Source organism: Staphylococcus epidermidis (assembly GCF_006742205.1).
Taxonomy (GTDB): domain Bacteria; phylum Bacillota; class Bacilli; order Staphylococcales; family Staphylococcaceae; genus Staphylococcus; species Staphylococcus epidermidis.
Map to the genome: position 1 here is coordinate 640144 of NZ_AP019721.1, position 21943 is coordinate 662086.

Below are 21943 nucleotides of genomic sequence, written 5' to 3' on the forward strand. Positions count from 1 at the left end.
TTTTTTAGAATCACTAAGACTTTTGATTGAAGTTGAAAGATTATAGTTATCTTATTTCGAATGAGTAATCATTGAAAGAAAAGTTTTATTCATTGCATAGTTAAGAACCAGATTTTATATTATTTGATGCTTAGTTATTTAGAAGCAAGCTTAAATCAAATTATGTTAGTATGAAAAATAATAAATATTGAAAGGAGATGACAATATGTATAAAGCTGTAGTGTTTGATTTTGATGGTACTGTCATTGATACCGAAAAGCATTTGTTCGATTTAATAAATACACATTTAAAAATCCATCAAGTAGCGCCGATTTCTTTAGAATTCTATAAACAATTTATTGGCGGTGAAGCTACTGAATTACATACATATTTAGAAGATGCTATTGGTTTCAAAAATAAAGAAAAAATTTATGATCAATATTATCAAACAAGTGTTGAATTGCCGGTAAATTCTACAATCATTCAATTGATGCAATATTTAAAAAAACGTCATATCCCAATGGCGATTACTACAAGTAGTTATAAAAAGAATATATATCCTATATTTAAACAATTAGGACTAGATACATATATTGATGTTGTTGTTGGTCGTGAAAATGTCGATAGTGTTCAACCTAATCCGGAAATTTATTTAAAAGCCGTACAAGAGCTTAATTATAATCCTACAACCTGCTTAGCAATTGAAGATTCTGTCAATGGTGCTACTGCAGCGATGCTAGCAGGATTAGATGTTGTCGTTAATACGAATATAATAACGAAGGATCAAGATTTTTCGACAGTTCAATGTGTTGGACAGGATATGGAATTTGAAGATATAAAGAATTCTTTATTTAAAGAATAAATTGGAGGTATTCAAAAATGGGCTATATTATCCTATTTTTCATAGCAGGTCCAGTAATTATAGGAGTGGGTAATCTTATATTGGGACCGATATTTAATAAACGTACACCTTTACATGTTCAATTTCGATCGTTTATTATTGGTTCTCTTGTGTACCTTATTCTCGCCACGATTTGCTATTTTTTGTTTCTTCAAGGCAAATTATAAGGCTATTTACAGTCTGAGTTGATTTAGAACAATGGTAAAGTTAACTTAACTAAAATAAGTTTGTTATTTATATTATAGAAAAGAAATCTAAAATTAATATTAATGATTTATACTAGTTTGAATATAAATATTAAATGAGGGACTCAAAATTCGTATAAATATCTTAGTTGTTCACTAATAACGAGATTTGAAAATCATGATAGATTGAGGTATATGTTTAAATCAATCATCGAGCGCACTTACTAAACATACTAAGATTAGCTATGAAGAAATCTATGACGATAGATTTTTTCATAGCTATTTTTTATAGTTATAGAGAGAAGTAGACTGTCCAGACTCTTGGATTTTAAATCCGTATAAAAAACAAGTCAGCTTTACTCTCGCCTTTTGAAATTCGTTTGTAGTATGTTGGGTTCTTGAAACCGTGTATAGGAAAATGAAATGAGAAAGGTTAAGTAAAGTTTTTAGCTTCTCAATTATTCAAAGGAGGTTTTTTTATCGATTACTTAGGTGTTGATATTAGTAAAAGAAGTAGTGTAGTTGCACATTATAAAAATGGAAAATTCCAAAAAGAGTTTTTCATCCAGAATAATAAAAATGGTTACAATTATTTACTCAAGTATTTGAATGACTTAGACCACCCACAACTCATTTTTGAATCTACAGGTATCTATTCAAGAGGTATGGAACGATTTTGTTGTGTAAATCAAATTAACTATATTCAAATGAATCCGTTAGAAGCCAAATTTAAAACGAGCGCTCTAAGATCATGGAAAACTGATCAGGCAGATGCTCATAAGCTTGCTTGTTTAGGACCGACGCTTAAACAAACAGACAACTTACCTATACATGAGTTAATATTCTTTGAATTAAGAGAACGCGTCCGTTTTCATCTAGAAATCGAGAATGAACAAAATCGACTTAAATTTCAGATCCTTGAATTACTCCATCAAACATTCCCTGGTTTAGAAAGATTGTTTAGTAGTCGATATTCAATCATTGCACTCAACATCGCAGAAATCTTTACTCATTCAGACATGGTTCTTGATATCGACAAGGAGGTACTGATTACACATATATTCAATTCTACAGATAAGGGAATGTCAATGGATAAAGCTACAAAATATGCACTTCAATTAAGGGTGATTGCTCAAGAAAGCTATCCTAATGTCGATAGACATTCCTTTCTAGTCGAAAAATTACGCTTACTTATTCAACAATTAAAACAATCTATTCATCATCTCAAACAATTAGATGATGCCATGATTCAATTAGCACAACAACTCGATTATTTTGAAAATATTCATTCGATACCTGGTATTGGTAAGCTAAGCACAGCTATGATTATTGGGGAGATTGGTGATATTAAGCGATTTAAATCAAATAAACAACTCAATGCTTTTGTTGGCATTGATATCAAACGATATCAATCAGGTCATACACACTGTAGAGATACCATCAACAAGCGTGGTAATAAAAAAGCGAGAAAACTTTTATTTTGGGTGATTATGAATATAATAAGAGGGCAGCATCATTATGACAATCATGTCGTCGATTATTACTACAAACTAAGAAAGCAGCCTAATGAGAAACCTCATAAGACTGCCATCATTGCTTGTATAAATCGATTATTAAAAACAATTCATTATCTTGTAATGAATCATAAATTGTACGATTATCAAATGTCACCACATTAGCCAAACGTACAATCAAATATAGTTTAACACCTTATTCAAAAAAATTAAAATGAACGGTTTAGTTAAGTAATGCTTATTTTAATTATAAGTACTTGACTAATCGTAGGAAAAAGTCTGGGACATAAATCATAATGTCCCAGACTTTTTTACTGTCTATTAAACAGTAATTTTGTTGAACTTACATAATCAATTTTAATACTAATGTTACTATAATAAGTATAATTAATAATAAATCAATGCCTACCATAATAGTATATCGTGTAGGTTTTTGGCCTTGCTGCTTAGCTAATACCATTGCTTTATAATTTGGAAGTAAACTAATGATTAACAAAATAATTACAATGAGTCCGATAATAATAGTCAAGATGAGCGACCTCCATTTTTTCTATTTAAGAACTCCCATATGACACCAGCAAACACACCTATAATTAGTCCGGCAATGATACCTATACGCGGAGTGAAAAAAATTGCTCCGAATATAAGGCATATAAAAAGCGCAATAGGCAAAGTTGTACCATAAATAAGTTTACGTTCTGACGAACTTAAAATTGTAAATACAATGATATAAATGACAAAGAAAACAATAGCTGCAATGACAGTTCGTACAATAATAGACGATATTGAAGCCTCTTTCATAGTCAATAAATTAAGAATTAAAAATGCAGTCATAAATATTAAAGAAAATTTGATTGCACGTATAACAAGCGCTTTATTCATATGAGCACTCCTTTACTATTTAAAAAAAGTATATCATATTTAAATAATTATTAAGAGCAAAGACATAGGTAAAATGGTAATGTGATTTAAGTTAAATTTGAAATGACATTGTATATAGTTTTAACAATCATTTTGTGTTATATAGCTAGGTGGTAAGCTGTTAATATTTTAAATCAACTATAAGAGTGTGTACTGAACTATTTCGTTTGCTCTATAATCTCTATTATCAAAAAGATTTTAATATGAGTGTTATCAAAAAGCAAGAAAACATCTTAGCAGGATAGGTAAGCGCTTTTACAGAATTGTAAAAATATTGTTTCAATTTTGTCAATTTGTAGTATAATTACGGAAATAAGATTATCAAAAATTCAATCTAGATTTAGAGATGGGGTCAAGTTATGGAAAATAATGAGTTGCAAAGGGGATTGAATGCACGTCAGATGCAGATGATTGCTCTTGGTGGAACAATTGGTGTTGGTCTTTTTATGGGAGCAACAAGCACAATTAAGTGGACAGGTCCATCAGTTATTCTTGCATATTTAATTGCTGGTATTTTTTTATTTTTAATCATGAGAGCCATGGGTGAAATGATATATATTAATCCAACCACTGGTTCTTTTGCGACGTTTGCTAGTGACTATATTCATCCAGCAGCTGGCTACATGACTGCTTGGAGCAATGTATTTCAATGGGTTGTCGTCGGCATGAGTGAAGTGATTGCAGTAGGAGAATATATGAACTACTGGTTCCCAAGCCTTCCTAATTGGATACCAGGAGTGATAGCAGTTCTCTTTTTGATGGCTGCTAACCTAGTTTCAGTAAAAGCGTTTGGAGAGTTTGAATTTTGGTTTGCCTTAATTAAAGTTGTAACTATTGTATTAATGATTATTGCAGGATTAGGATTAATTTTATTTGGTATAGGCAATGGAGGGAATCCAATAGGGATTTCTAACTTATGGTCACATGGTGGATTTATGCCAAATGGATTCATTGGATTTTTCTTTGCTTTATCTATTGTGATTGGATCATACCAAGGTGTTGAATTGATTGGCATCTCAGCAGGTGAAACCAAAAATCCTCAAACAAATATTGTAAAGGCAGTCAACGGAGTGATATGGAGAATTTTAATTTTCTATATTGGTGCAATTTTTGTCATTGTATCAGTATATCCTTGGAACCAATTAGGTAGTATTGGTAGTCCTTTTGTTGCAACGTTTGCTAAAGTGGGCATTACGTTTGCTGCTGGTTTAATAAACTTTGTAGTCTTAACAGCAGCATTGTCTGGTTGTAATTCAGGTATTTTTAGTGCAAGTCGAATGATTTATACTTTGGCAAAAAAAGGACAAATGCCTAAAGTATTTACTAAAGTAATGAAAAATGGCGTACCTTTCTACACTGTATTTGCAGTATCTATGGGAATATTAATTGGTGCTTTATTAAATGTTATACTTCCATTAATTATTGATGGAGCTGATAGTATCTTTGTATATGTATATAGTGCCTCTATTTTACCGGGAATGATACCTTGGTTTATGATTTTATTTAGTCATCTAAGATTTAGAAGGTTACATCCTGAAAAGGTTCACAATCATCCTTTTAAAATGCCGGGAGGGGCAATTGCCAATTATTTAACTATCATGTTTTTACTCCTAGTATTAGTCGGTATGTTACTTAACAAAGAAACTGTAGTATCGGTTGTTATTGGTATCGTGTTTTTAACAGCTGTGACACTTTATTATCTTATTAGATATCACAAAAAGGAACGACAAATATAATAAAAGATGAAATGAAGATTGATTGTTAAAATCAGTAATTTTTAAGAGTTAGTATAAATTAAAGCGATTCTTTCATACATTATCTTTTCTAGGATAAGTATAAAGAATCGCTTTTTATTATTTTAATGTTTAAAATCTATATTCGAGAGATGTTTACGGTAATTATCTAATGCAATTTTTGATTGAGTAATAAAATCTAAAGATGATTGATAATTTAGCGCAATATATCGATAGTACAATATATCAATAGTAAACATTTGTGCAAATAACGAAGTTGTGGCTCCCATACGCATCTCATTTTCATCGGTTTGTCCATAGGTTAAAACAATATTAGATTGCTTTGCAACTGGATTATCAGAAGTGCTTGAAATAGTCGCAATGGGAATGTGATAGTCTGCAATGACTTTAGCAATAGATTGCATTTCACTTTGAGTACCATTGTTAGATATAAATATAACACAATCATTAGAGTTACGTGTTGCTAACATAGTGGTGAAAATATGAGTTTCATGCACTAGTTGAATATTTAGACCGATGCGAGATAATTTTTGATATAAATCTGTTGCTACAACAAATGAGGCACCATAGCCGTAAATAAATATGGTTTCAGAATTTTTAATTAGATCACAAATTTCATCGATGATAGCAACGTTAATGGTTTCATTAGCATTACTTAACGCTGCCTTAGAGCGAGAATGCAATTTGTTTTTAAGTGAAATTGTACTTTCGTTATCAACTAACTCAACATTATATTGTGTGACTTCTTTAGGTAAAAATTTAGACAAACGTGTTTTAAGTTCATTAAAGCCACCGGGTGTTACCTTTTTACTTAGACGTATGATAGAAGTAGAACTAGTTTCTAATTGATTTGCAATTTCTTGAGAAGTCATATTAACAACTTTATGAGGATAGTTGAGAATAAATTGCGCAATTTTTTTCTCGTTTTTAGTGAAATAGGGATACTGGTTGTCAATCTTATACAAAATGTTTGGCAATTAAATCACCCATTTATTCAGGATTTCTCATTTCTTTAGTTGTGCCGAAGAAATAAGTAAAGATAAAGCCACCCGCATAAGCAGCTAGTAAACCTACGATGTAACCGAGATACATATTATTAGCAATCAATGGTAATAATGAAATACCACTTGGTCCTACAGCTGTCGCCCCAATATGACCGATACCACCAATGACAGCACCACCAACACCGCCACCTATACACGCAGTGAAGAAAGGGCGACCTAATGGAAGTGTTACACCATAAATTAAAGGTTCACCTATACCTAAGAACCCTACAGGAAGGGCACCTTTGAGCGTATTACGTAATTCTTTATTTTTACCGCATCTCACCCACAATGCAATCGCCGCACCGACTTGTCCAGCACCAGCCATAGCGGCAATAGGTAACAAGTAAGTGGAGCCAGTTTGATTGATTAATTCGATATGGATTGGGGTGAAGATATGATGTAATCCTAGCATGACTAAAGGTAAAAAGAATGCTCCTATAATGAATCCACTGAAAATGCCTCCTACTCCAATAATCCAGTTAATTACATAAACAAGACCATCGGAGACAAAGCCAGCTAGTGGCATGATTATAAATATAGTTAACAAACCAATAAGTAGTAAGGTTATTGTGGGCGTTACGATGATATCAATAGAGTTAGGTATTATTTTATGTAGTCGTTTCTCAACCATGCTTAATAACCAAACTGCGAAGATAACACCAATAATACCACCTTGTCCAGCAGCTAGATGTTCTCCAGTGAAAATATTTTTAATTGGATTTTCATCCGTGATACCGGTTAGTAATGTAGTACCACCGATTACTCCACCTAAACCTGGTGTAGCACCGAATACTTTCGCTGAGTTAATACCAGTGAAAATAGCTAAGTAAAATAACATACCATCTTTAATAACATTTAAGACAGTAACAATTTGTTGAATCCATTGACCTGAAATGGAACCTGCTGTAAGCAAGTTACTAAGTATTGCTGCAATCCCACCGATTAATCCTGCACCTATAAATGCTGGTATTAAAGGTATAAAGATATTAGCAATAGATTTTAACACTTTATTCCATTTACTTTGTTTTCGTTGACTTTGGAATTGTTTTTTATGTTCATACGCACGTTTTTCTGCCTGTGATTTATAACTTTGATTTTCAGTCGTCTCTTCAGCTAGAGTTGCTCCTGACTGGTCAGCCATAAGTTTAGCAACTTTATTAACAATCCCCGGTCCAACAACAACTTGAATTCTTTCATCTTCAACAACGCCTAATACGCCATTGATTGATTTTAATTCATCATAATTAACTTTTGCATCATTGTGTACTTTAATACGAACTCGAGTCATACAATGGATGATATTGCTTATGTTTTGAGAACCGCCTAATGCGTGGGTAATGTCTTTGGCAAGACGTTCTTCTTTACTCATGGAATCTCCTCCTTAAGTGTTGATAGCTTGCTTAATCACTCCATTATTTTGTTTTAAACGAAGTCTTGCATCTTGTTGAGTTGTGGAACATAAGTGCATTACGATAGCTATTTTGATATTGTGGTCTGATTTTTCATATAATTCTATAGCCTCTTGATGATTTAAATCACACACATCTTGAATTATGCGAATAGAACGATGGATTAACTTTTGATTTGTAGGTCGTAAATCAACCATTAAATTATCATAAACTTTACCCACGCCAATCATTGTCATTGTAGAAATCATATTTAAAACTAATTTTTGAGCAGTACCTGATTTTAATCTCGTAGAGCCTGTTAATACTTCAGGTCCCACATTGATTTCTAATACGTGATTTGAATTTTTACTTATATCACTGTGAACGTTACAAGAGAGTGCGACTGTTTCTGCATTCATTTTATTTGCATAAACTAGTGCACCTTTTACATATGGTGTACGTCCACTAGCAGAAATACCCACAACAATATCTTTGGATTGAAGATGGATGTTCTTTAAATCCTGTGCACCTTGTTCAGCATCATCTTCTGCACCTTCAATAGCTACCGTCATAGCTTTTTGTCCACCAGCGATGATTCCAATAATATCATTTGGTGAAACGTTAAAAGTTGGAACACATTCTGCTGCATCTAGTACGCCAAGTCTTCCACTTGTACCTGCACCAATATAAATAATTCGTCCTCCATTATTAAAGCGTTGAATTGCACTCTCTATCACTTTTGTTAAATTAGGAATAACAGGTTCTATCGCTTTAGGTACTAATTGATCTTCTTGATTCATAGTTTTTAATGCATCACTTAGATTCATTTCATCCAGATGCATCGTTTGTATATTTCTCGTTTCAGTAGTTAAATGATTCATTTGTTATTCTCCTTCGTATATACAAATTTAAAAGTATCTCCAGGTTGAATCAGTGATAACAATGGAACATCTTTATCACAAACATGACCAATACAATTGATGTGGGAATGACCTGGCATAGGAGCTTTTATAACTTGAATTTCTCCTTCATAACGACCATTCAAGTGATTATCAATTGTGATATCTCCTTGATCTCTATGTGCCGATCCTATCATTGGGACAGTCTGTTGATTATCTGTACGAGAATATTGAGATCGAATTACATGTTCAGGTGAATCTAATCTTGATGTGTGTATCTTTAAAACTTGTGATGTAAATGAGGAGTCTAGTTGATCTAAGTGTAAAATAAAGTGTCGATATAGCCACATATTAGATAATTGTTCCGCATAAATGTGTGATAATAGCGTATCACTAATTATAATGTCAGATATACCCGTTAATTGAAGGTCTTGTGCAGCAATAAGAGGGTGTTCAAAACGATGTTTTTCAACTGTAGGAAGACCTTTGAATAAGGGGCCTCTCTTCTGCGTGCCAGGTATAAAAGCACAAATTTTTGCATGCGCATCGTATTTTCTTATGAGTTGATTTTTTTCTTCAATAAATGAGATAGATAAACCAGTATCAGGTCTAGGATAATAATTATGACAGTATAAAAGTTGATTATTAAAATCAGTACAATATATGTGCGCTAACATGCTATCAGTTAATGTACTAGCATTAAGACAGCATTTGAAGCCGTGACTGATAATGTCTTTGATAAGGTCAATATTTAATTGATTATCTATACGAATATAAAAATCCCCATGAGGTAATTGGTTCAAATAACTGTAAATAGTTTGATTAAGTAATGAAGGGGTTACATCGATAATATAAGTGATTTGATAGGCTGATAATAGTTGGCATAAGTCTCCCAAATAAGCCATTTGATTTTTCTTGTCTTCCTCAGGTATCTGTAGTGAAGTAAAAACTACATCATAGCCTAAGTCAGCCATATTTAAAATATAATCTCGATCTAAATTCTGTCCTAGATAGACTGAGAAACCAAGCATTTTAAACACTCCTTCTTGATACCTAATCATGGCTAATTATAACCTTATTGCAACAAGTTTACAATTTAGTAAATAGAATAAATAATTTAATGTTTTAATTATAAGAGATTGATATTTATAATTATTTTTAACGTTAATATATAATTAATAGTATAGTAGTATAGAAACATTTGAATATACTAAAGAGCTTGTTTATGTTTGAGTAACTGTCGGTGAATGAGTGTTTGTTGTGTATTAATGTAATAAATTATATGTCCTTGGTTTAAAGTTAAAAGTGGAGAATCGTTTAACCTTCGAATCAATTGGCAGTACGATACAAGCGTATCATTAGAATTCAACAACAATTGATGAGACATTGCCCATTTCATCTCTTGATTTACAGTAAGGTTGAAATCATCTATAAAAGATTCAAATTTGTTATGATGTATGAGTGCATAGTATTTCGCATTTTCACTCAGAGAGAGTAATTTAACAAGTTGTTGTTCAATATGTAGTGAAATTTCTAAATAATTCATAAAGCCTCCCATATGATTGAATAATTATTGGTGAGTGGAAAGGATACAATGATGAAAAAAGATAAAAAAAGGCAAAGTTATAGGTTTAAAGATATAGTATGGCGTGATTTCAGTTTAATTGCGATAGGCTTTCTATGTATATTTATATTTAGCTTTATAGGTTTAACAATTGCTGCTATAGCTTTTCAAAGTATTAATGAATTACAACTTACTATGATTGGAACTCTAGGACAATTTATGTCATATATTTTAGTGATATTAGCTTTTTATTTTTTACATATCAATTCATTTGTAGATAGAGTTAAGAGTGGTTTTGATTATTTGAAAAAGCATTGGTTGTTTATAATTATCGTCATGTGTGCATCTTTTATTATTTCTAATGTTTATGACAAATTAATTGAACTATTACCTAAATATTTGCAATATAGTGAAACGCAAAATGAACTTGAACTCAATGAATTATTTAAAAGTGGTATATTTATTCCTTTTGCATTTGTACTTATTGTAATTGTAGGACCTATTGTTGAAGAATTGGTATTTAGACATTTGTTAATAGGTGAACTAGGTAAAAAGTTTAACTTTATTGTGATGGGGGTTATATCAGCATTGTCTTTTACATATATACATGTGAGTGATGCTAAGTCCCCATTTGAATTTGGAGCATATTTAATACTGGCAATAGCATTAGTATATGTTTACTTAAAATCGAATAGAAACTTAGCTTCATCAATTAGCTTACATATGTTAAATAATTTCATATCATTCATTTGGACAATTATAGTTGTATTCAGTAAATGATTTAAAAATATATTTCCGAGCAGTAGTTATAACGGGAAATTACTAAAGAGAGGTATAGTTTTGTCACTGGGACGAAAATGAAAGTTTAAAAATAGAAGTGTACATTAATAACTCTATAGACAGCTACTAGTGTGTTAAAATGCCTGGGGCCATTCGGCTATCCCAGGCTTTATTTTTATCATTCAGAAGGCGCTAAAAACTGTCGATAATTTTCAATTGAGATATCTTGGGTTTGTATCGTTTTTTCAAAAGAATATGAGATATCTTGAATATCCAGGATAGATAATTCACGAGTGTAACCTCTACCGATTTCAAATACAACAGCATGCCAAACAGCATTTTTGCATATTAAGCCTATAAAAATCACATTTTCAGCTTGAATTTGATTATTTTCATTTAAATCTACTAACATCACATTACGCTCCGTGCAATAAATTAAAATATCAGAAAATAATTGAGGTAGTGTGACATGATTAGAATCTTCAAATTTAATATAATAATCCATTTTTTTTAGCAATTTACGTAATCGTGTTTGAGGTAAATTTAAACATTGCTTGATTATTGCTCGAATTTCATTTTGATAAGGTAAAGTGGAATTGGACTGACTTTCATTTAGTGTTAAAAATAATGCCGAAAGTTGCTGTTCAGTTAACGATAAGGTGATTTTAGCATGTGCATCTTTGATTTGATAACCGCCTAATTTGCCATGACGAGCATATACTTTTACCCCTTGATCTTCTAATTCATCAATATCACGTAAAATAGTTCTCTTAGATACGTTAAATTGTTTTGCAAGCTGGGATGCAGTAATTTTGTCAGAACTTTGAATAGTTTGAATAATTCGATTTTGACGTTCTAATTTATTCAATGAAAGTCACCTCCATAAACATTACATATTACAATTATTATAACATATAAGCGACAATGATGACATTTTGATTGTTTCAACTCCGCGATAGTGTAAAATTATACAAAAAAACTTTTAGAAAACGCTTACAAAAATAAAGGCAATATGATACTATAATATTTGTAACAGGGGGAGCGATTAGACAAAGGGGTAGAGCTACATATTAGATAGCTGTATAATCGTTCAAGTTACATCAAAACATCTTCAATATTTATTACTTACTTTCCTTTCTATTTGTCGGCTAGTTATTGACTAGCCGATTTTTTAATTTTTATTGATACAAATTCTCATTTTATAACACTATGATTTACAATAGATTTTACATATAACTATAATGATTTTAAATGAAAGCACGATAGTCTTTGAAACAATGAAATGAAGGTGAAATTATGACAGAACTTTATTTAAAAAAATTAGATGAATACATATGTCAATGGATACGTGGTTTAGACGATATCATTCCACGTTTGGTTGAGAAAATGGAAACATCAACAAAAAAAGATAGGTTTGATTTAGTTACTAATGTTGATAAACAAATTCAGAATCATTTTCAAAACTTTCTTCAGGAACATTATCCTACACATCAATTACTAGCTGAAGAGAAAGATAACTCAGATATAACACCTTACGAGGGTCACCTCTGGATTATGGATCCTATAGATGGAACAAGTAATTTAGTGAAACAACAAGAAGATTACTGTATCATAATAGGATATTTTATTGATGGGGAACCTAAACTTTCATATATTTATGATTATCCACATCAAAGATTATATAGAGCAATTGCTGGTATAGGAGCCTACGAAAACAATCAATTAATGACAATGCCAAAAAGAATTGGTTTAAGAGAGGCAATTATTTCATTTAAACCACAAGTGTTAAAAGAAGAGACGGTTCAATCTTTATTTCAATCAGCCTTTGATTTTAGAAGTATTGGGTCTTGTGGTCTTGATTCTATTCGAGTGATAAAAGGTCAGTTTGGGGCACACATTAATACGAATCCTAAGCCATGGGATATTTCAGCACAATTTCTTTTTGCAAGAGAACTAGGTTTGATTATGACACAAATAAATGGTGAACCTCTTGATTTTAGTAAGGCGGGCCCATTTATTATTAGTAATCCTGGTTGTTACGATGATATGATACGTATCTTAAATGAAGGCGGAGGCTATTCAAAGAGTAGTCATCATATCGAGCGTGGTTAATGTATATTTTTATAAATTATATCAAATTAGCTCTATAGAGATTTTATACATTTAAACTATACGATTTCTTAAAGAAAATTTAAAATAATTAATGAATAGGTCTATAGATGTATACCAAATAAATTTATTTATAATATAATGACCTATGTATCATAAAACAACAAAATTATTGAATAGGAGTGGTAGGGATGCAAAGATCAGATAAAAGAAAAATGAGCCTGCCGATGAAAATACTACTATGGGTAGTGGGAATTTTATTTCTATTAGCAATCATTGCAGTTATTTATGTTAGTGCAAAAATATTTATTACAGGAGACAAAATACATAATCCGTTAAATAGAAATCATTCTGAATTACGTTCTGGAAAAGTAAATTTAAAAAATGGTGATCCATTTACTATTGCACTTTTTGGCGTAGATTCTGATGAAAAGCGAAAGCAACAAGGCGGTGGGGAACGAAGTGATACAATCATGGTACTTTCCATTAATCCGAAAGAAAAGAAAACTGAGCTAGTAAGTATTCCACGTGATACCAAAGCAGAAATAGCAGGTCGAGGTACTGAAGAAAAGATTAACCATGCATACGCTTATGGCGGTCCTAACATGGCTGTTAAAACAATTGAAAAATTAATGAATGTTCCAATTGACCATTACGCTACGATTGACATGGATGGACTACATGACATGATTGATACATTAGGTGGCGTTGATGTCGTAAGTAATAGTACATTTACAATGGGGGCTAATCACTTTGTTAAAGGTGAAAAAACACACGTAGATGGTGATGCTGCCATGGACTTTATTAGAAGTCGTAAAGAAGATGGGGCAGGAGGCGATTTTGGTAGACAAGAGCGTCAGCAACTTATCTTAGAAGCGATGGCAGATAAGTTGACAAGCGCTTCTTCAATCACTCATTTTAATACATTAATGAATCAAATTCAGAAAAATGTTAAAACAGATTTAAAATTAGGTGATCTTAATACAATTAGAACTAAGTATAAAGATGCTAATGACCAAGTTAATCGACATCAGTTAGAGGGTGAAGGTGGTATACAAAATGACGGTTTGTACTATTTCATACCAAGTGATGCATCTAAAAATGAAAATACACAATTACTAAGAGACAATTTAAATTTATAAAAAAGAAAAATTTTTAAAATCACATATAGTGTAATGCTTGAGTTAAAAGAGTGTGGGACATAAAGTCCCAGGATAAGTAAAAAAAGACAATTTCTATTGAAATAATATAGAAATTGTCTTTTTTATTATTTTTTTGATTATTTTCAGCTCGTTGAGCTGTTACTTTTCTTATATTAAGTGCCATTAGCACAAATCCTAATTCTCTTTTGGCTTTATCTATCCCTCGAACGGACATTCTAGTGAAACCCAAAATAGCCTTCATAAATCCAAAAACAGGCTCCACATCAATTTTTCTTTGACTGTAGATGGTTTTTGTTTTTGGTTCTGAAAGCTTTTTATTAATTTGGGCTTTAAAATATTCCCAATTATAATTTTTCATTATTTTTTTATTTGTTTTTGAATTGAAGTTCATACATTGTTGTTTCAGAGGGCATTCTGAACAATCATCACATTCATATAATTTAAAGTCTCGTTTAAAACCATATTTATCATGACGATAGGCATATCTTTTAAATCCTAGTCTTTTATTATTCGGACAAATGAATTCATCGTTAATTTCGTCATAATCCCAATTTTGAGTATTAAAGATGTCACTTTTATATTTTTTAGTTTTATCTTTTATAAACATTCCATAAGTTATGAGTGGCGTTCGATTAAAATTATCTATAATTGCCATATAATTGGCTTCGCTACCATAACCTGCGTCAGCTACAATATATTCAGGTAAATGACCGTAGGTCTCTTGTATTGTATTTAAAAAAGGTATCATTGTTCTTGTATCAGTCGGATTTTGATACACATCATAAAATAAAACAAATTGAGAATTTGTCGCTATTTGTAAATTATACCCCGGTTTAAGTTGTCCATTTTTCATATGATCTTCTTTCATTCTCATAAATGTGGCATCGTGATCTGTTTTAGAATAACTATTTCTATCCTTTAAAATAGATTTTTGGACTTCGTATTTATGCTTTCGCTGAGAGTAATCATTAATTTGCTTTTTGTATTTTTTAATTTTAGTTCTTTTGAGCCGTATTTGTTTTCTTATTTTAGTACATTTTTCATTATCGATATGTTGGTTTAAATCTTCGATTTCTTTATCTAAATGACTACCAATCAAATCTATTTCTTCTTTTGTTAAGTCATTATCATGATCTTTTTTAATCTCAGGTATGATTTTATTTATCACCAATTCATGATAGAGTGCTTTAGAGTTTTCATTCATTCTTGACTCATGGTTTTGAATACTCTTTTTCCATACAAATGTATATCGATTGGCATTTGCCTCAACTTTCGTACCATCAATAAAAATGGCCTGATCATCAATAAGATTTTGTTTCAAACACTGACTATGAAATTGAATAAATAATGATTCTAATAAAGCGTCTACTTTGGGATTTACTCTAAATCGATTAATCGTTTTATAAGAAGGCTTTTGATTTTGTGATAGCCACATCATTCGGATACTATCATTGAGTAATTTTTCTATCTTACGTCCTGAAAACACAGATTGGGTGTAGGCATATAAAACTACTTTTAACATCATTTTTGGATGGTATGATGTTGCACCTCGATGATGTCTGAATTCATCGAATTCAGTCTCGGGAATTGTTTCTACAATATCATTTACATGTCGTGAAATATCATTTGTGGGGATAAGAACTGAAGTTTCCATTGGTAGAGTAAGTTGAGTCATGTTATAATCTTTATACATAAGGCACCTCGTTAATTTAGTTTAGTGATGTTTATTAAATTATACGAAAGGGCCTTATTTTTTTAAAGTATTTTAATGTAAAATTACATATGAATACAAAGTATTTTGGCGAGACTCTTGAGGGAACAGGACAAGCTGAAGACTACAGGCTGAAGCTGTCCCCTAAGAAAGCGAGCCAACAATACGAAGTATTGTAAATAAAGAAGCCAGTAAATGAATTTATGAAAACTCATTTACTGTCTATTTTGATAGGAATTATGTCCCAGGCTCTTTTTGCAAATTAAAGATGGCTGAGTTAAATATTCTCTTATTTTAGTTTTAAACATTTTTGCTAAATTTTTAAGGATTATATTGCATTATATATCATTTTCTTTTAACTAATACTTAAATAAACTGAGCTAATATGTAATTCAATGTCTATTAAACAAAAGGTTATGATATTCAATGCTAATGGCTTGAAATAAAGATATATATATTCAGACGTTTTAACAAATATCGCACAACTTGTCTTTTTGCTAGAAGAATTAGATGTTGAAAACTTAAGTGAATTATTATCACGTTTAAACAGTGGATACATTCTACAAATCTAACCAAACCTGGTGACAAAACAACAATTAACATTCTTGTTGGATTTTTACGTGATGATGATATCAATCGTAGTATGATATATGTTAAATCTGCTTAGAGGAATGTCTCGTAATAACTAAATCTAGTACGGTTTAATATATTTTTAAACTAACATCTATCACTTAAATTTCTAGTACATTTGATATAAAAACTTTTTACCGTATTATGAGTCGACATTTATTCTTCTAATCATGTATGATTAGTAATGTTATTAAATATCATAGAAGGAGTGACGCATATCAATCCTAAAGTATTAAAAGCTCTAGCAATCACATCTAATGTACTATTAGTTATTGGAATCATCTGTTTAATTATGCTAAAGCTCATGTTAGCTATTGCATTTTTTGTTGTATCATTAACAATTAGTCTCGTCATTTTTAATGTTATGTTCAGACACCGTACAGGTATGAAAATTGCAATTAATGTCTCGTTCTTTATAGTGATGATTGCTATCGTAATAGCCTATTTTGTATTATCTTAAAATTTTTAGGAGTTAGTTGAAATGTTAAAGAATACTCGGCTTCGAATGACGACATTGTTCATAATTAGCATACTCGTCATTTTAGCAATACTTTTTCTTATATTTGATACAAACCTTTTTAAAAATGATGTTAAACATACATTTAAAGAAGCGGTGTCTCTTCAAACAAGTGAGGGAAATATCCATACTAAAGAAGTTAATGGTAAGTTTATATATGCTTCCAAACAAGATATAGAGAAAGCTATGCAAATAAAACATAGTGATAATGATTTGAAGTACATGGATATATCAGAAAAAGTACCTATGTCAGAGAAGGAAGTTAACCATATCTTAAAAGGAAAAGGTATTTTAGAAAATAAGGGATCAACGTTTATTAAAGCCCAAGATAAATATGAAGTGAATATCCTATATCTCATCAGTCATGCACTAGTTGAGACAGGAAATGGTCAATCAGATTTATCAAAAGGAATTAAAGAAGGTAACCATCACTATTATAACTTTTTTGGTATTGGTGCTTTTGATGAAGATGCTGTAAAGACTGGTAAGAGTTTTGCTAAACAGAAGAAGTGGACCACTCCTGAAAAAGCGATAATGGGTGGCGCGTGGTTTGTGAGATACCATTACTTTAAAAATAATCAATTGAGCTTATATCAAATGCGGTGGAACCCACAAAATCCAGGCCAACATCAATATGCTAGTGATATTCAGTGGGCCAATAATATAGCTGATTTAATGGAGAAATACTATGATAAATATGGAATAAAAAAAGATCATATAAGAAAAAAATATTACAAATAAATAAAATTAGAGAATGAGTTAGCAATCAACTAAGTGTTTCATTCTATTTTGGCAATTTATATATGAATAGCTTCAAACAGAGTAGTTTTAACTTTGTCAATGATTAGCTATATGATAAAAAACTTGGGACAATAAAAGATGTCTCAGGTTTTTTAGGTTTAAAAGAATATTCGTAAGCATATACCCCTTTTGAATTTTTAAATATTTCTTTTACAATAGAGTGAAAATTTAAAGTAAGCATTAACAATAGAAAGATTAGATATATATTCATTATTTTTAATTAGAGAATTGTATTTATTGACAATTAAAATAGAAGGGTTTGCTTTTCAACATGTGTGTGTATGCTAAAATAATAAAGAATGATAAATTTGAGGTGTAAAACATGAAAATAGCAATAGTAGGCGCAGGTATAGGTGGTTTAACTGCTGCTGCGTTATTAGAAGAACAAGGTCATCAAGTTAAAGTGTTTGAAAAAAATACTTCTATAAACGAATTAAGCGCTGGTATTGGGATAGGAGATAATGTTTTAAAAAAATTAGGGCATCATGACCTTGCTAAAGGCATTAAAAATGCTGGTCAAAATCTTACCGCAATGAATATTTATGATGAGCAAGGCACCCCATTAATGAGCGCTAAATTGAAGTCTCATTCCCTAAATGTCGCATTATCTAGACAAACTTTAATTGAGATCATACAGTCATATGTCGAAGAATCATCTATTCACACAGGATTTAAAGTTACTAAAATTGAACAAACGAGTTGTAAGGTTACCCTACATTTTACCAAACAGGAAAGTGAATCATTTGATTTGTGTATTGGTGCTGATGGGTTACATTCTGTAGTAAGAGAGTCTGTAGGTGCACGAACTAAAATTCGTTACAATGGTTACACATGTTTTAGAGGCATGGTTGAAGATGTACAATTTAATGACCAACATGTTGCGAATGAATATTGGGGTGTTAAAGGGCGAGTAGGTATAGTCCCATTAATTAATCAACGTGCTTATTGGTTTATTACTGTTCATGCTAAAGAAGGAGATCCAAAATATCAATCTTTTGGAAAACCCCATCTTCAAGCATATTTTAATCACTTTCCAAATGAAGTGAGAAATGTGTTAGAAAGACAAAGTGAAACAGGTATATTACTTCATGACATATATGATTTAAAACCACTGAAGACATTCGTTTATGGACGTACTATTTTAATGGGCGATGCTGCGCATGCCACTACGCCTAATATGGGACAAGGTGCTAGTCAAGCTATGGAAGATGCAATTGTATTAGTGAATTGTTTAGAAAAATATGATTTTAATAAAGCGATTGAGCGTTATGATAAACTTAGAGTTAAACATACCGCAAAAGTGATTAGGCGTTCGAAAAAGATAGGTAAAATGGCTCAAAAGCATCATAAATTAACTGTTAAACTTAGAAATACCGCGATGAAATTAATACCAAATGCTTTGGCATCAGCTCAAACAAAATTTTTATACAAATCCAAAGAAAAGTAATATATGATGACATACATTGTTAAATGATAAAGTTAAATATTAAAAATGCAGTCATTTTAATAAATAAAGAGCTATGAAGATAGAGACTCAACTCAATATCTTCATAGCTCTTTTTGTGTTTATGTTGTTGAATGCACCAGTTAATTGACAATAAACTGAGGTTCATCACCATTTAATTTTTTTATTGTATCATTCGCAACAATTTTAGCCATCATATCTCTAGCTTCAAATGTTGCATTACCAATGTGAGGTGTAAGCACAACGTTTTTAAATGATTTTAATGCATCAGTGATTTCTGGCTCAAATTCATATACATCCAATGCAGCACCTTCAATAGCTTTATTATCAAGGGCTTCAACTAAAGATTGTTCATTTACTATTGGACCACGTCCTGCATTAATTAAATAGGCAGTAGATTTCATTTTATTAAATTGTTCAGTATCAATCATATGATGCAGTGATGGATTATATGCCGCATTGATTGTAATAAAATCTGCATTTTTAAGTAAAGTATCTAAATCTACATATTTCGCACCGATATCTCGTTCTTTTTCTTCCTTACGATGAGGACCAGTGTACAGAACATCCATATCAAATGCGCGTGCGCGTTTAGCTACTGCACCTCCAATTTCACCTAAGCCTATAATACCAATAGTTTTTCCTGATACCTCTCTGCCTCGGAAGAATAAGGGTGCCCAACCATCAAAACCTGTTGTTCTGGATAAATGATCTCCTTCTACAATTCTACGCGCTACTGATAAAATTAAACCGATTGTTAAATCAGCAGTAGCATTTGTCGAAGCGTGTGGTGTATTTGTAACATCTATATTTTGTTGTCTTGCATATTCGACATCAATATTATTAAAACCTGCACCATAATTCGCTATAATTTTAAGGTTATTAGCACTATCAATAATATCTTTATCAACAGAAGTTGATAGTAAACTAATTAATGCATCTGCATGTTCTACCCCTTTTTTTAAGGTTTCTTTATCAATAAGCCCCTCGCCATCATACATGTCTACCTCAAAATGTTCTTTCAATAAGTTAAGTCCCACTTCAGGTATTGCGCCTGCAATATAAACTTTTGTCATAACCATCACTCCTTCTTTTATGAATAGTATAGTAAAACAAGAAAGCGCAAACAATCATTAAACCTTAATGATTGATATTAATAACTTATTAAACGTAATCCAACAACTGAAATGATGATTAATAAAATACATAAAATTCTACTTAAACGTGTAGATTCTCTATAAAAAATCATTCCAATTAATGTACCACCAGCTGTACCAATTCCTGTCCATATAGCGTATGCAGTACCCATAGGAATAGATACCATTGCAAATTTTAATGTACTAAAACTTAATATAAATGCTAATCCTAAAAAAATGACATAAATTTTATTCTTTGTACGTGATAGTTCATTTAATAGAACAACACCCAAAATTTCAAAACTTCCGGCTATCATTAGAAATAACCAAGCCATACTTTTTATCTCCCTTCTTTCGTTGCATCAGTTGTCAGTTTTAATCCTATTATTCCTAAAATAAGGGTCATTATTAAAAAGATTTTAGTGAAAGTAAATGGTTGGTTGAAGAAAATCATATCAACTAACACTGTACCAACAGCACCGATTCCGACAAAAAATGCATATACCGTACCAACTGGTAAGTGCTTCGAAGCATCAATGACTAGAAAAAAGCTTAAAGCAATAAAAAAGAGGGTAAATATCCATGTAAACAATGAGTGCGCTTGATCAAGTCCAGTGACCCAGATGATTTCAATAAAACCGGCTAATATAACTTTAAGCCATTGCATTCTTTTATTCCTCCTATTAAAGTAATAGAACCATTTTCTCAAATTCGTAACTTCGAGGCAATGGCTTCTCACAAACATTACTATCAAATAAAAAATCCAATCTATTCTTACACAAGAATAGATTGGAGCAATTTTAATAATTTGAATACTGATTAATTCAGGTGGATGTAATTATATGAACTTGCTTCACTGGCAGAGATTGTTCGTGTGCTTATAGCGAATGGACCACCATCATAGTTCATTTCTGATACAGTAATAGAACCATCATTATTGACACTTTCAACGAAAGCAACATGTCCGAAAGCACCTTCAGATGATTGCATAATTGCACCTTCTTCAGGTGTATTATTTACAGTGAATCCTGCTGCTTGAGCTGCAGTTGCCCAGCTATTTGCATTACCCCATGTTGATCCGATTTTTCCACCAGTTTTATCATAAACATACCAAGTACATTGGCCAGAAGTATATAAATTTCCTGAATTAGAAAATGATACTTCAGTTGTACTATAGTTATATGTACTTTGTTGTTGATTGTTATTTTCAGCCGCATCTGCATGTGTTGTGTGACCTAGAAATGCTATACCAAGTCCAGCTACCAATGTCGAGATTGTTTTGATTTTTTTCATAATATTTAACGCCTCCAAAAATTGTAATATTTATTAGATGTACTGCAAATTGATTTGAAAATTATTAACATGTTTACTCATTTATGTGTGTGCATGTAGTTGTTCTTAACAACACTGAATACTTTAACAGATTTAATTGAAAATATGGGGATTGTTACTTATTCGTAAACAAAATAAAAAAACTTGA

Annotated in this window: 23 protein-coding genes; 10 read left to right on the forward strand and 13 right to left on the reverse strand. The window is 31.3% G+C overall.

Annotated features, from left to right (window positions below; translation table 11 throughout):
- Nucleotides 1–205 precede the first annotated feature (205 nt).
- The 3 genes from FNL83_RS02975 to FNL83_RS02985 all read left to right on the forward strand — a co-directional run bounded on the left by FNL83_RS02975 (nucleotide 206) and on the right by FNL83_RS02985 (nucleotide 2744).
- Complete coding sequence (locus FNL83_RS02975; protein WP_002469500.1) at nucleotides 206–841, forward strand: HAD-IA family hydrolase; 636 nt, start codon at nucleotides 206–208, stop codon at nucleotides 839–841.
- A gap of 17 nt (nucleotides 842–858) precedes the next feature.
- Nucleotides 859–1047 carry a hypothetical protein gene (locus FNL83_RS02980; protein WP_002438441.1) on the forward strand — a complete coding sequence of 63 codons (189 nt, stop codon included), beginning with the start codon at nucleotides 859–861 and terminating at the stop codon, nucleotides 1045–1047.
- 497 nt (nucleotides 1048–1544) lie between these two features.
- Nucleotides 1545–2744, forward strand: a complete 1200-nt coding sequence (locus FNL83_RS02985; protein WP_083315720.1) for an IS110-like element ISSep2 family transposase — start codon at nucleotides 1545–1547, stop codon at nucleotides 2742–2744.
- A 178-nt stretch (nucleotides 2745–2922) separates the two neighbouring features.
- On the opposite strand, the gene FNL83_RS02990 is transcribed toward FNL83_RS02985, so the two are convergent.
- Together FNL83_RS02990 and FNL83_RS02995 are read right to left on the reverse strand one after the other, a co-directional pair.
- Nucleotides 2923–3108 (reverse strand): hypothetical protein, encoded by a 186-nt coding sequence (locus FNL83_RS02990; RefSeq protein WP_001830056.1) that lies wholly within the window; start codon nucleotides 3106–3108, stop codon nucleotides 2923–2925.
- Nucleotides 3105–3461, reverse strand: a complete 357-nt coding sequence (locus FNL83_RS02995) for a hypothetical protein (RefSeq protein WP_002456963.1) — start codon at nucleotides 3459–3461, stop codon at nucleotides 3105–3107. The genes FNL83_RS02990 and FNL83_RS02995 overlap by 4 nt, the downstream gene beginning before the upstream one ends.
- Before the next feature lie 398 nt (nucleotides 3462–3859).
- Here FNL83_RS02995 and FNL83_RS03000 point away from each other — a divergent pair, with 398 nt between their 5' ends.
- A complete protein-coding gene (locus tag FNL83_RS03000) occupies nucleotides 3860–5236 on the forward strand; it encodes an amino acid permease (RefSeq protein ID WP_002456964.1) in 1377 nt (458 codons plus the stop codon).
- Between the two features lie 122 nt (nucleotides 5237–5358).
- Here the strand turns inward: FNL83_RS03000 and FNL83_RS03005 are convergent, their stop codons facing one another.
- From FNL83_RS03005 to FNL83_RS03025, 5 genes are all read right to left on the reverse strand, one after another.
- Nucleotides 5359–6231 carry a MurR/RpiR family transcriptional regulator gene (locus FNL83_RS03005; protein WP_002469323.1) on the reverse strand — a complete coding sequence of 291 codons (873 nt, stop codon included), beginning with the start codon at nucleotides 6229–6231 and terminating at the stop codon, nucleotides 5359–5361.
- 13 nt (nucleotides 6232–6244) lie between these two features.
- Nucleotides 6245–7669, reverse strand: a complete 1425-nt coding sequence (locus FNL83_RS03010; protein WP_001830059.1) for a PTS transporter subunit EIIC — start codon at nucleotides 7667–7669, stop codon at nucleotides 6245–6247.
- Nucleotides 7670–7681: 12 nt separating this feature from the next.
- Nucleotides 7682–8569 (reverse strand): N-acetylmuramic acid 6-phosphate etherase, encoded by an 888-nt coding sequence (gene murQ, locus FNL83_RS03015; protein WP_002456966.1) that lies wholly within the window; start codon nucleotides 8567–8569, stop codon nucleotides 7682–7684.
- A complete protein-coding gene (locus FNL83_RS03020; protein ID WP_002468185.1) occupies nucleotides 8566–9618 on the reverse strand; it encodes a MupG family TIM beta-alpha barrel fold protein in 1053 nt (350 codons plus the stop codon). The genes murQ and FNL83_RS03020 overlap by 4 nt, the downstream gene beginning before the upstream one ends.
- A gap of 179 nt (nucleotides 9619–9797) precedes the next feature.
- Nucleotides 9798–10133 (reverse strand): hypothetical protein, encoded by a 336-nt coding sequence (locus FNL83_RS03025; protein WP_002469322.1) that lies wholly within the window; start codon nucleotides 10131–10133, stop codon nucleotides 9798–9800.
- Between the two features lie 51 nt (nucleotides 10134–10184).
- Here FNL83_RS03025 and FNL83_RS03030 point away from each other — a divergent pair, with 51 nt between their 5' ends.
- Nucleotides 10185–10931 (forward strand): CPBP family intramembrane glutamic endopeptidase, encoded by a 747-nt coding sequence (locus tag FNL83_RS03030; protein ID WP_002468207.1) that lies wholly within the window; start codon nucleotides 10185–10187, stop codon nucleotides 10929–10931.
- 178 nt (nucleotides 10932–11109) lie between these two features.
- On the opposite strand, the gene FNL83_RS03035 is transcribed toward FNL83_RS03030, so the two are convergent.
- The gene (locus FNL83_RS03035; protein WP_001830039.1) at nucleotides 11110–11799 is read right to left on the reverse strand and encodes a helix-turn-helix transcriptional regulator; all 690 of its coding nucleotides are present in this window, start codon (nucleotides 11797–11799) and stop codon (nucleotides 11110–11112) included.
- A 428-nt stretch (nucleotides 11800–12227) separates the two neighbouring features.
- On the opposite strand from FNL83_RS03035, the gene FNL83_RS03040 reads away from it, so the two are divergent.
- Both FNL83_RS03040 and FNL83_RS03045 read left to right on the forward strand, forming a co-directional pair.
- Entirely contained in the window at nucleotides 12228–13043 is an 816-nt protein-coding gene (locus FNL83_RS03040; protein WP_001830034.1) for an inositol monophosphatase family protein, read from the forward strand.
- A gap of 188 nt (nucleotides 13044–13231) precedes the next feature.
- Nucleotides 13232–14182, forward strand: coding sequence for an LCP family glycopolymer transferase (locus FNL83_RS03045; protein ID WP_001830043.1), 951 nt, complete (start codon nucleotides 13232–13234; stop codon nucleotides 14180–14182).
- Between the two features lie 19 nt (nucleotides 14183–14201).
- Here the strand turns inward: FNL83_RS03045 and FNL83_RS03050 are convergent, their stop codons facing one another.
- Nucleotides 14202–15896 carry an IS1182-like element ISSep1 family transposase gene (locus FNL83_RS03050; RefSeq protein WP_142191174.1) on the reverse strand — a complete coding sequence of 565 codons (1695 nt, stop codon included), beginning with the start codon at nucleotides 15894–15896 and terminating at the stop codon, nucleotides 14202–14204.
- A gap of 832 nt (nucleotides 15897–16728) precedes the next feature.
- On the opposite strand from FNL83_RS03050, the gene FNL83_RS03060 reads away from it, so the two are divergent.
- The 3 genes from FNL83_RS03060 to FNL83_RS03070 all read left to right on the forward strand — a co-directional run bounded on the left by FNL83_RS03060 (nucleotide 16729) and on the right by FNL83_RS03070 (nucleotide 19309).
- Entirely contained in the window at nucleotides 16729–17004 is a 276-nt protein-coding gene (locus FNL83_RS03060; RefSeq protein WP_001830049.1) for a hypothetical protein, read from the forward strand.
- A gap of 21 nt (nucleotides 17005–17025) precedes the next feature.
- Nucleotides 17026–17802, forward strand: coding sequence for an N-acetylglucosaminidase (locus FNL83_RS03065; RefSeq protein WP_001832638.1), 777 nt, complete (start codon nucleotides 17026–17028; stop codon nucleotides 17800–17802).
- 382 nt (nucleotides 17803–18184) lie between these two features.
- Complete coding sequence (locus tag FNL83_RS03070) at nucleotides 18185–19309, forward strand: FAD-dependent monooxygenase (RefSeq protein ID WP_001830037.1); 1125 nt, start codon at nucleotides 18185–18187, stop codon at nucleotides 19307–19309.
- A 140-nt stretch (nucleotides 19310–19449) separates the two neighbouring features.
- Here FNL83_RS03070 and FNL83_RS03075 read toward each other — a convergent pair whose 3' ends face one another.
- From FNL83_RS03075 to FNL83_RS03090, 4 genes are all read right to left on the reverse strand, one after another.
- Complete coding sequence (locus FNL83_RS03075; protein ID WP_001832639.1) at nucleotides 19450–20403, reverse strand: 2-hydroxyacid dehydrogenase family protein; 954 nt, start codon at nucleotides 20401–20403, stop codon at nucleotides 19450–19452.
- 77 nt (nucleotides 20404–20480) lie between these two features.
- Complete coding sequence (locus tag FNL83_RS03080; protein WP_001830046.1) at nucleotides 20481–20798, reverse strand: DMT family transporter; 318 nt, start codon at nucleotides 20796–20798, stop codon at nucleotides 20481–20483.
- Nucleotides 20799–20803: 5 nt separating this feature from the next.
- Complete coding sequence (locus FNL83_RS03085) at nucleotides 20804–21130, reverse strand: DMT family transporter (RefSeq protein ID WP_001830041.1); 327 nt, start codon at nucleotides 21128–21130, stop codon at nucleotides 20804–20806.
- A 152-nt stretch (nucleotides 21131–21282) separates the two neighbouring features.
- Nucleotides 21283–21756, reverse strand: coding sequence for a CHAP domain-containing protein (locus tag FNL83_RS03090; protein WP_001830036.1), 474 nt, complete (start codon nucleotides 21754–21756; stop codon nucleotides 21283–21285).
- Between the last annotated feature and the right edge of the window lie 187 nt (nucleotides 21757–21943).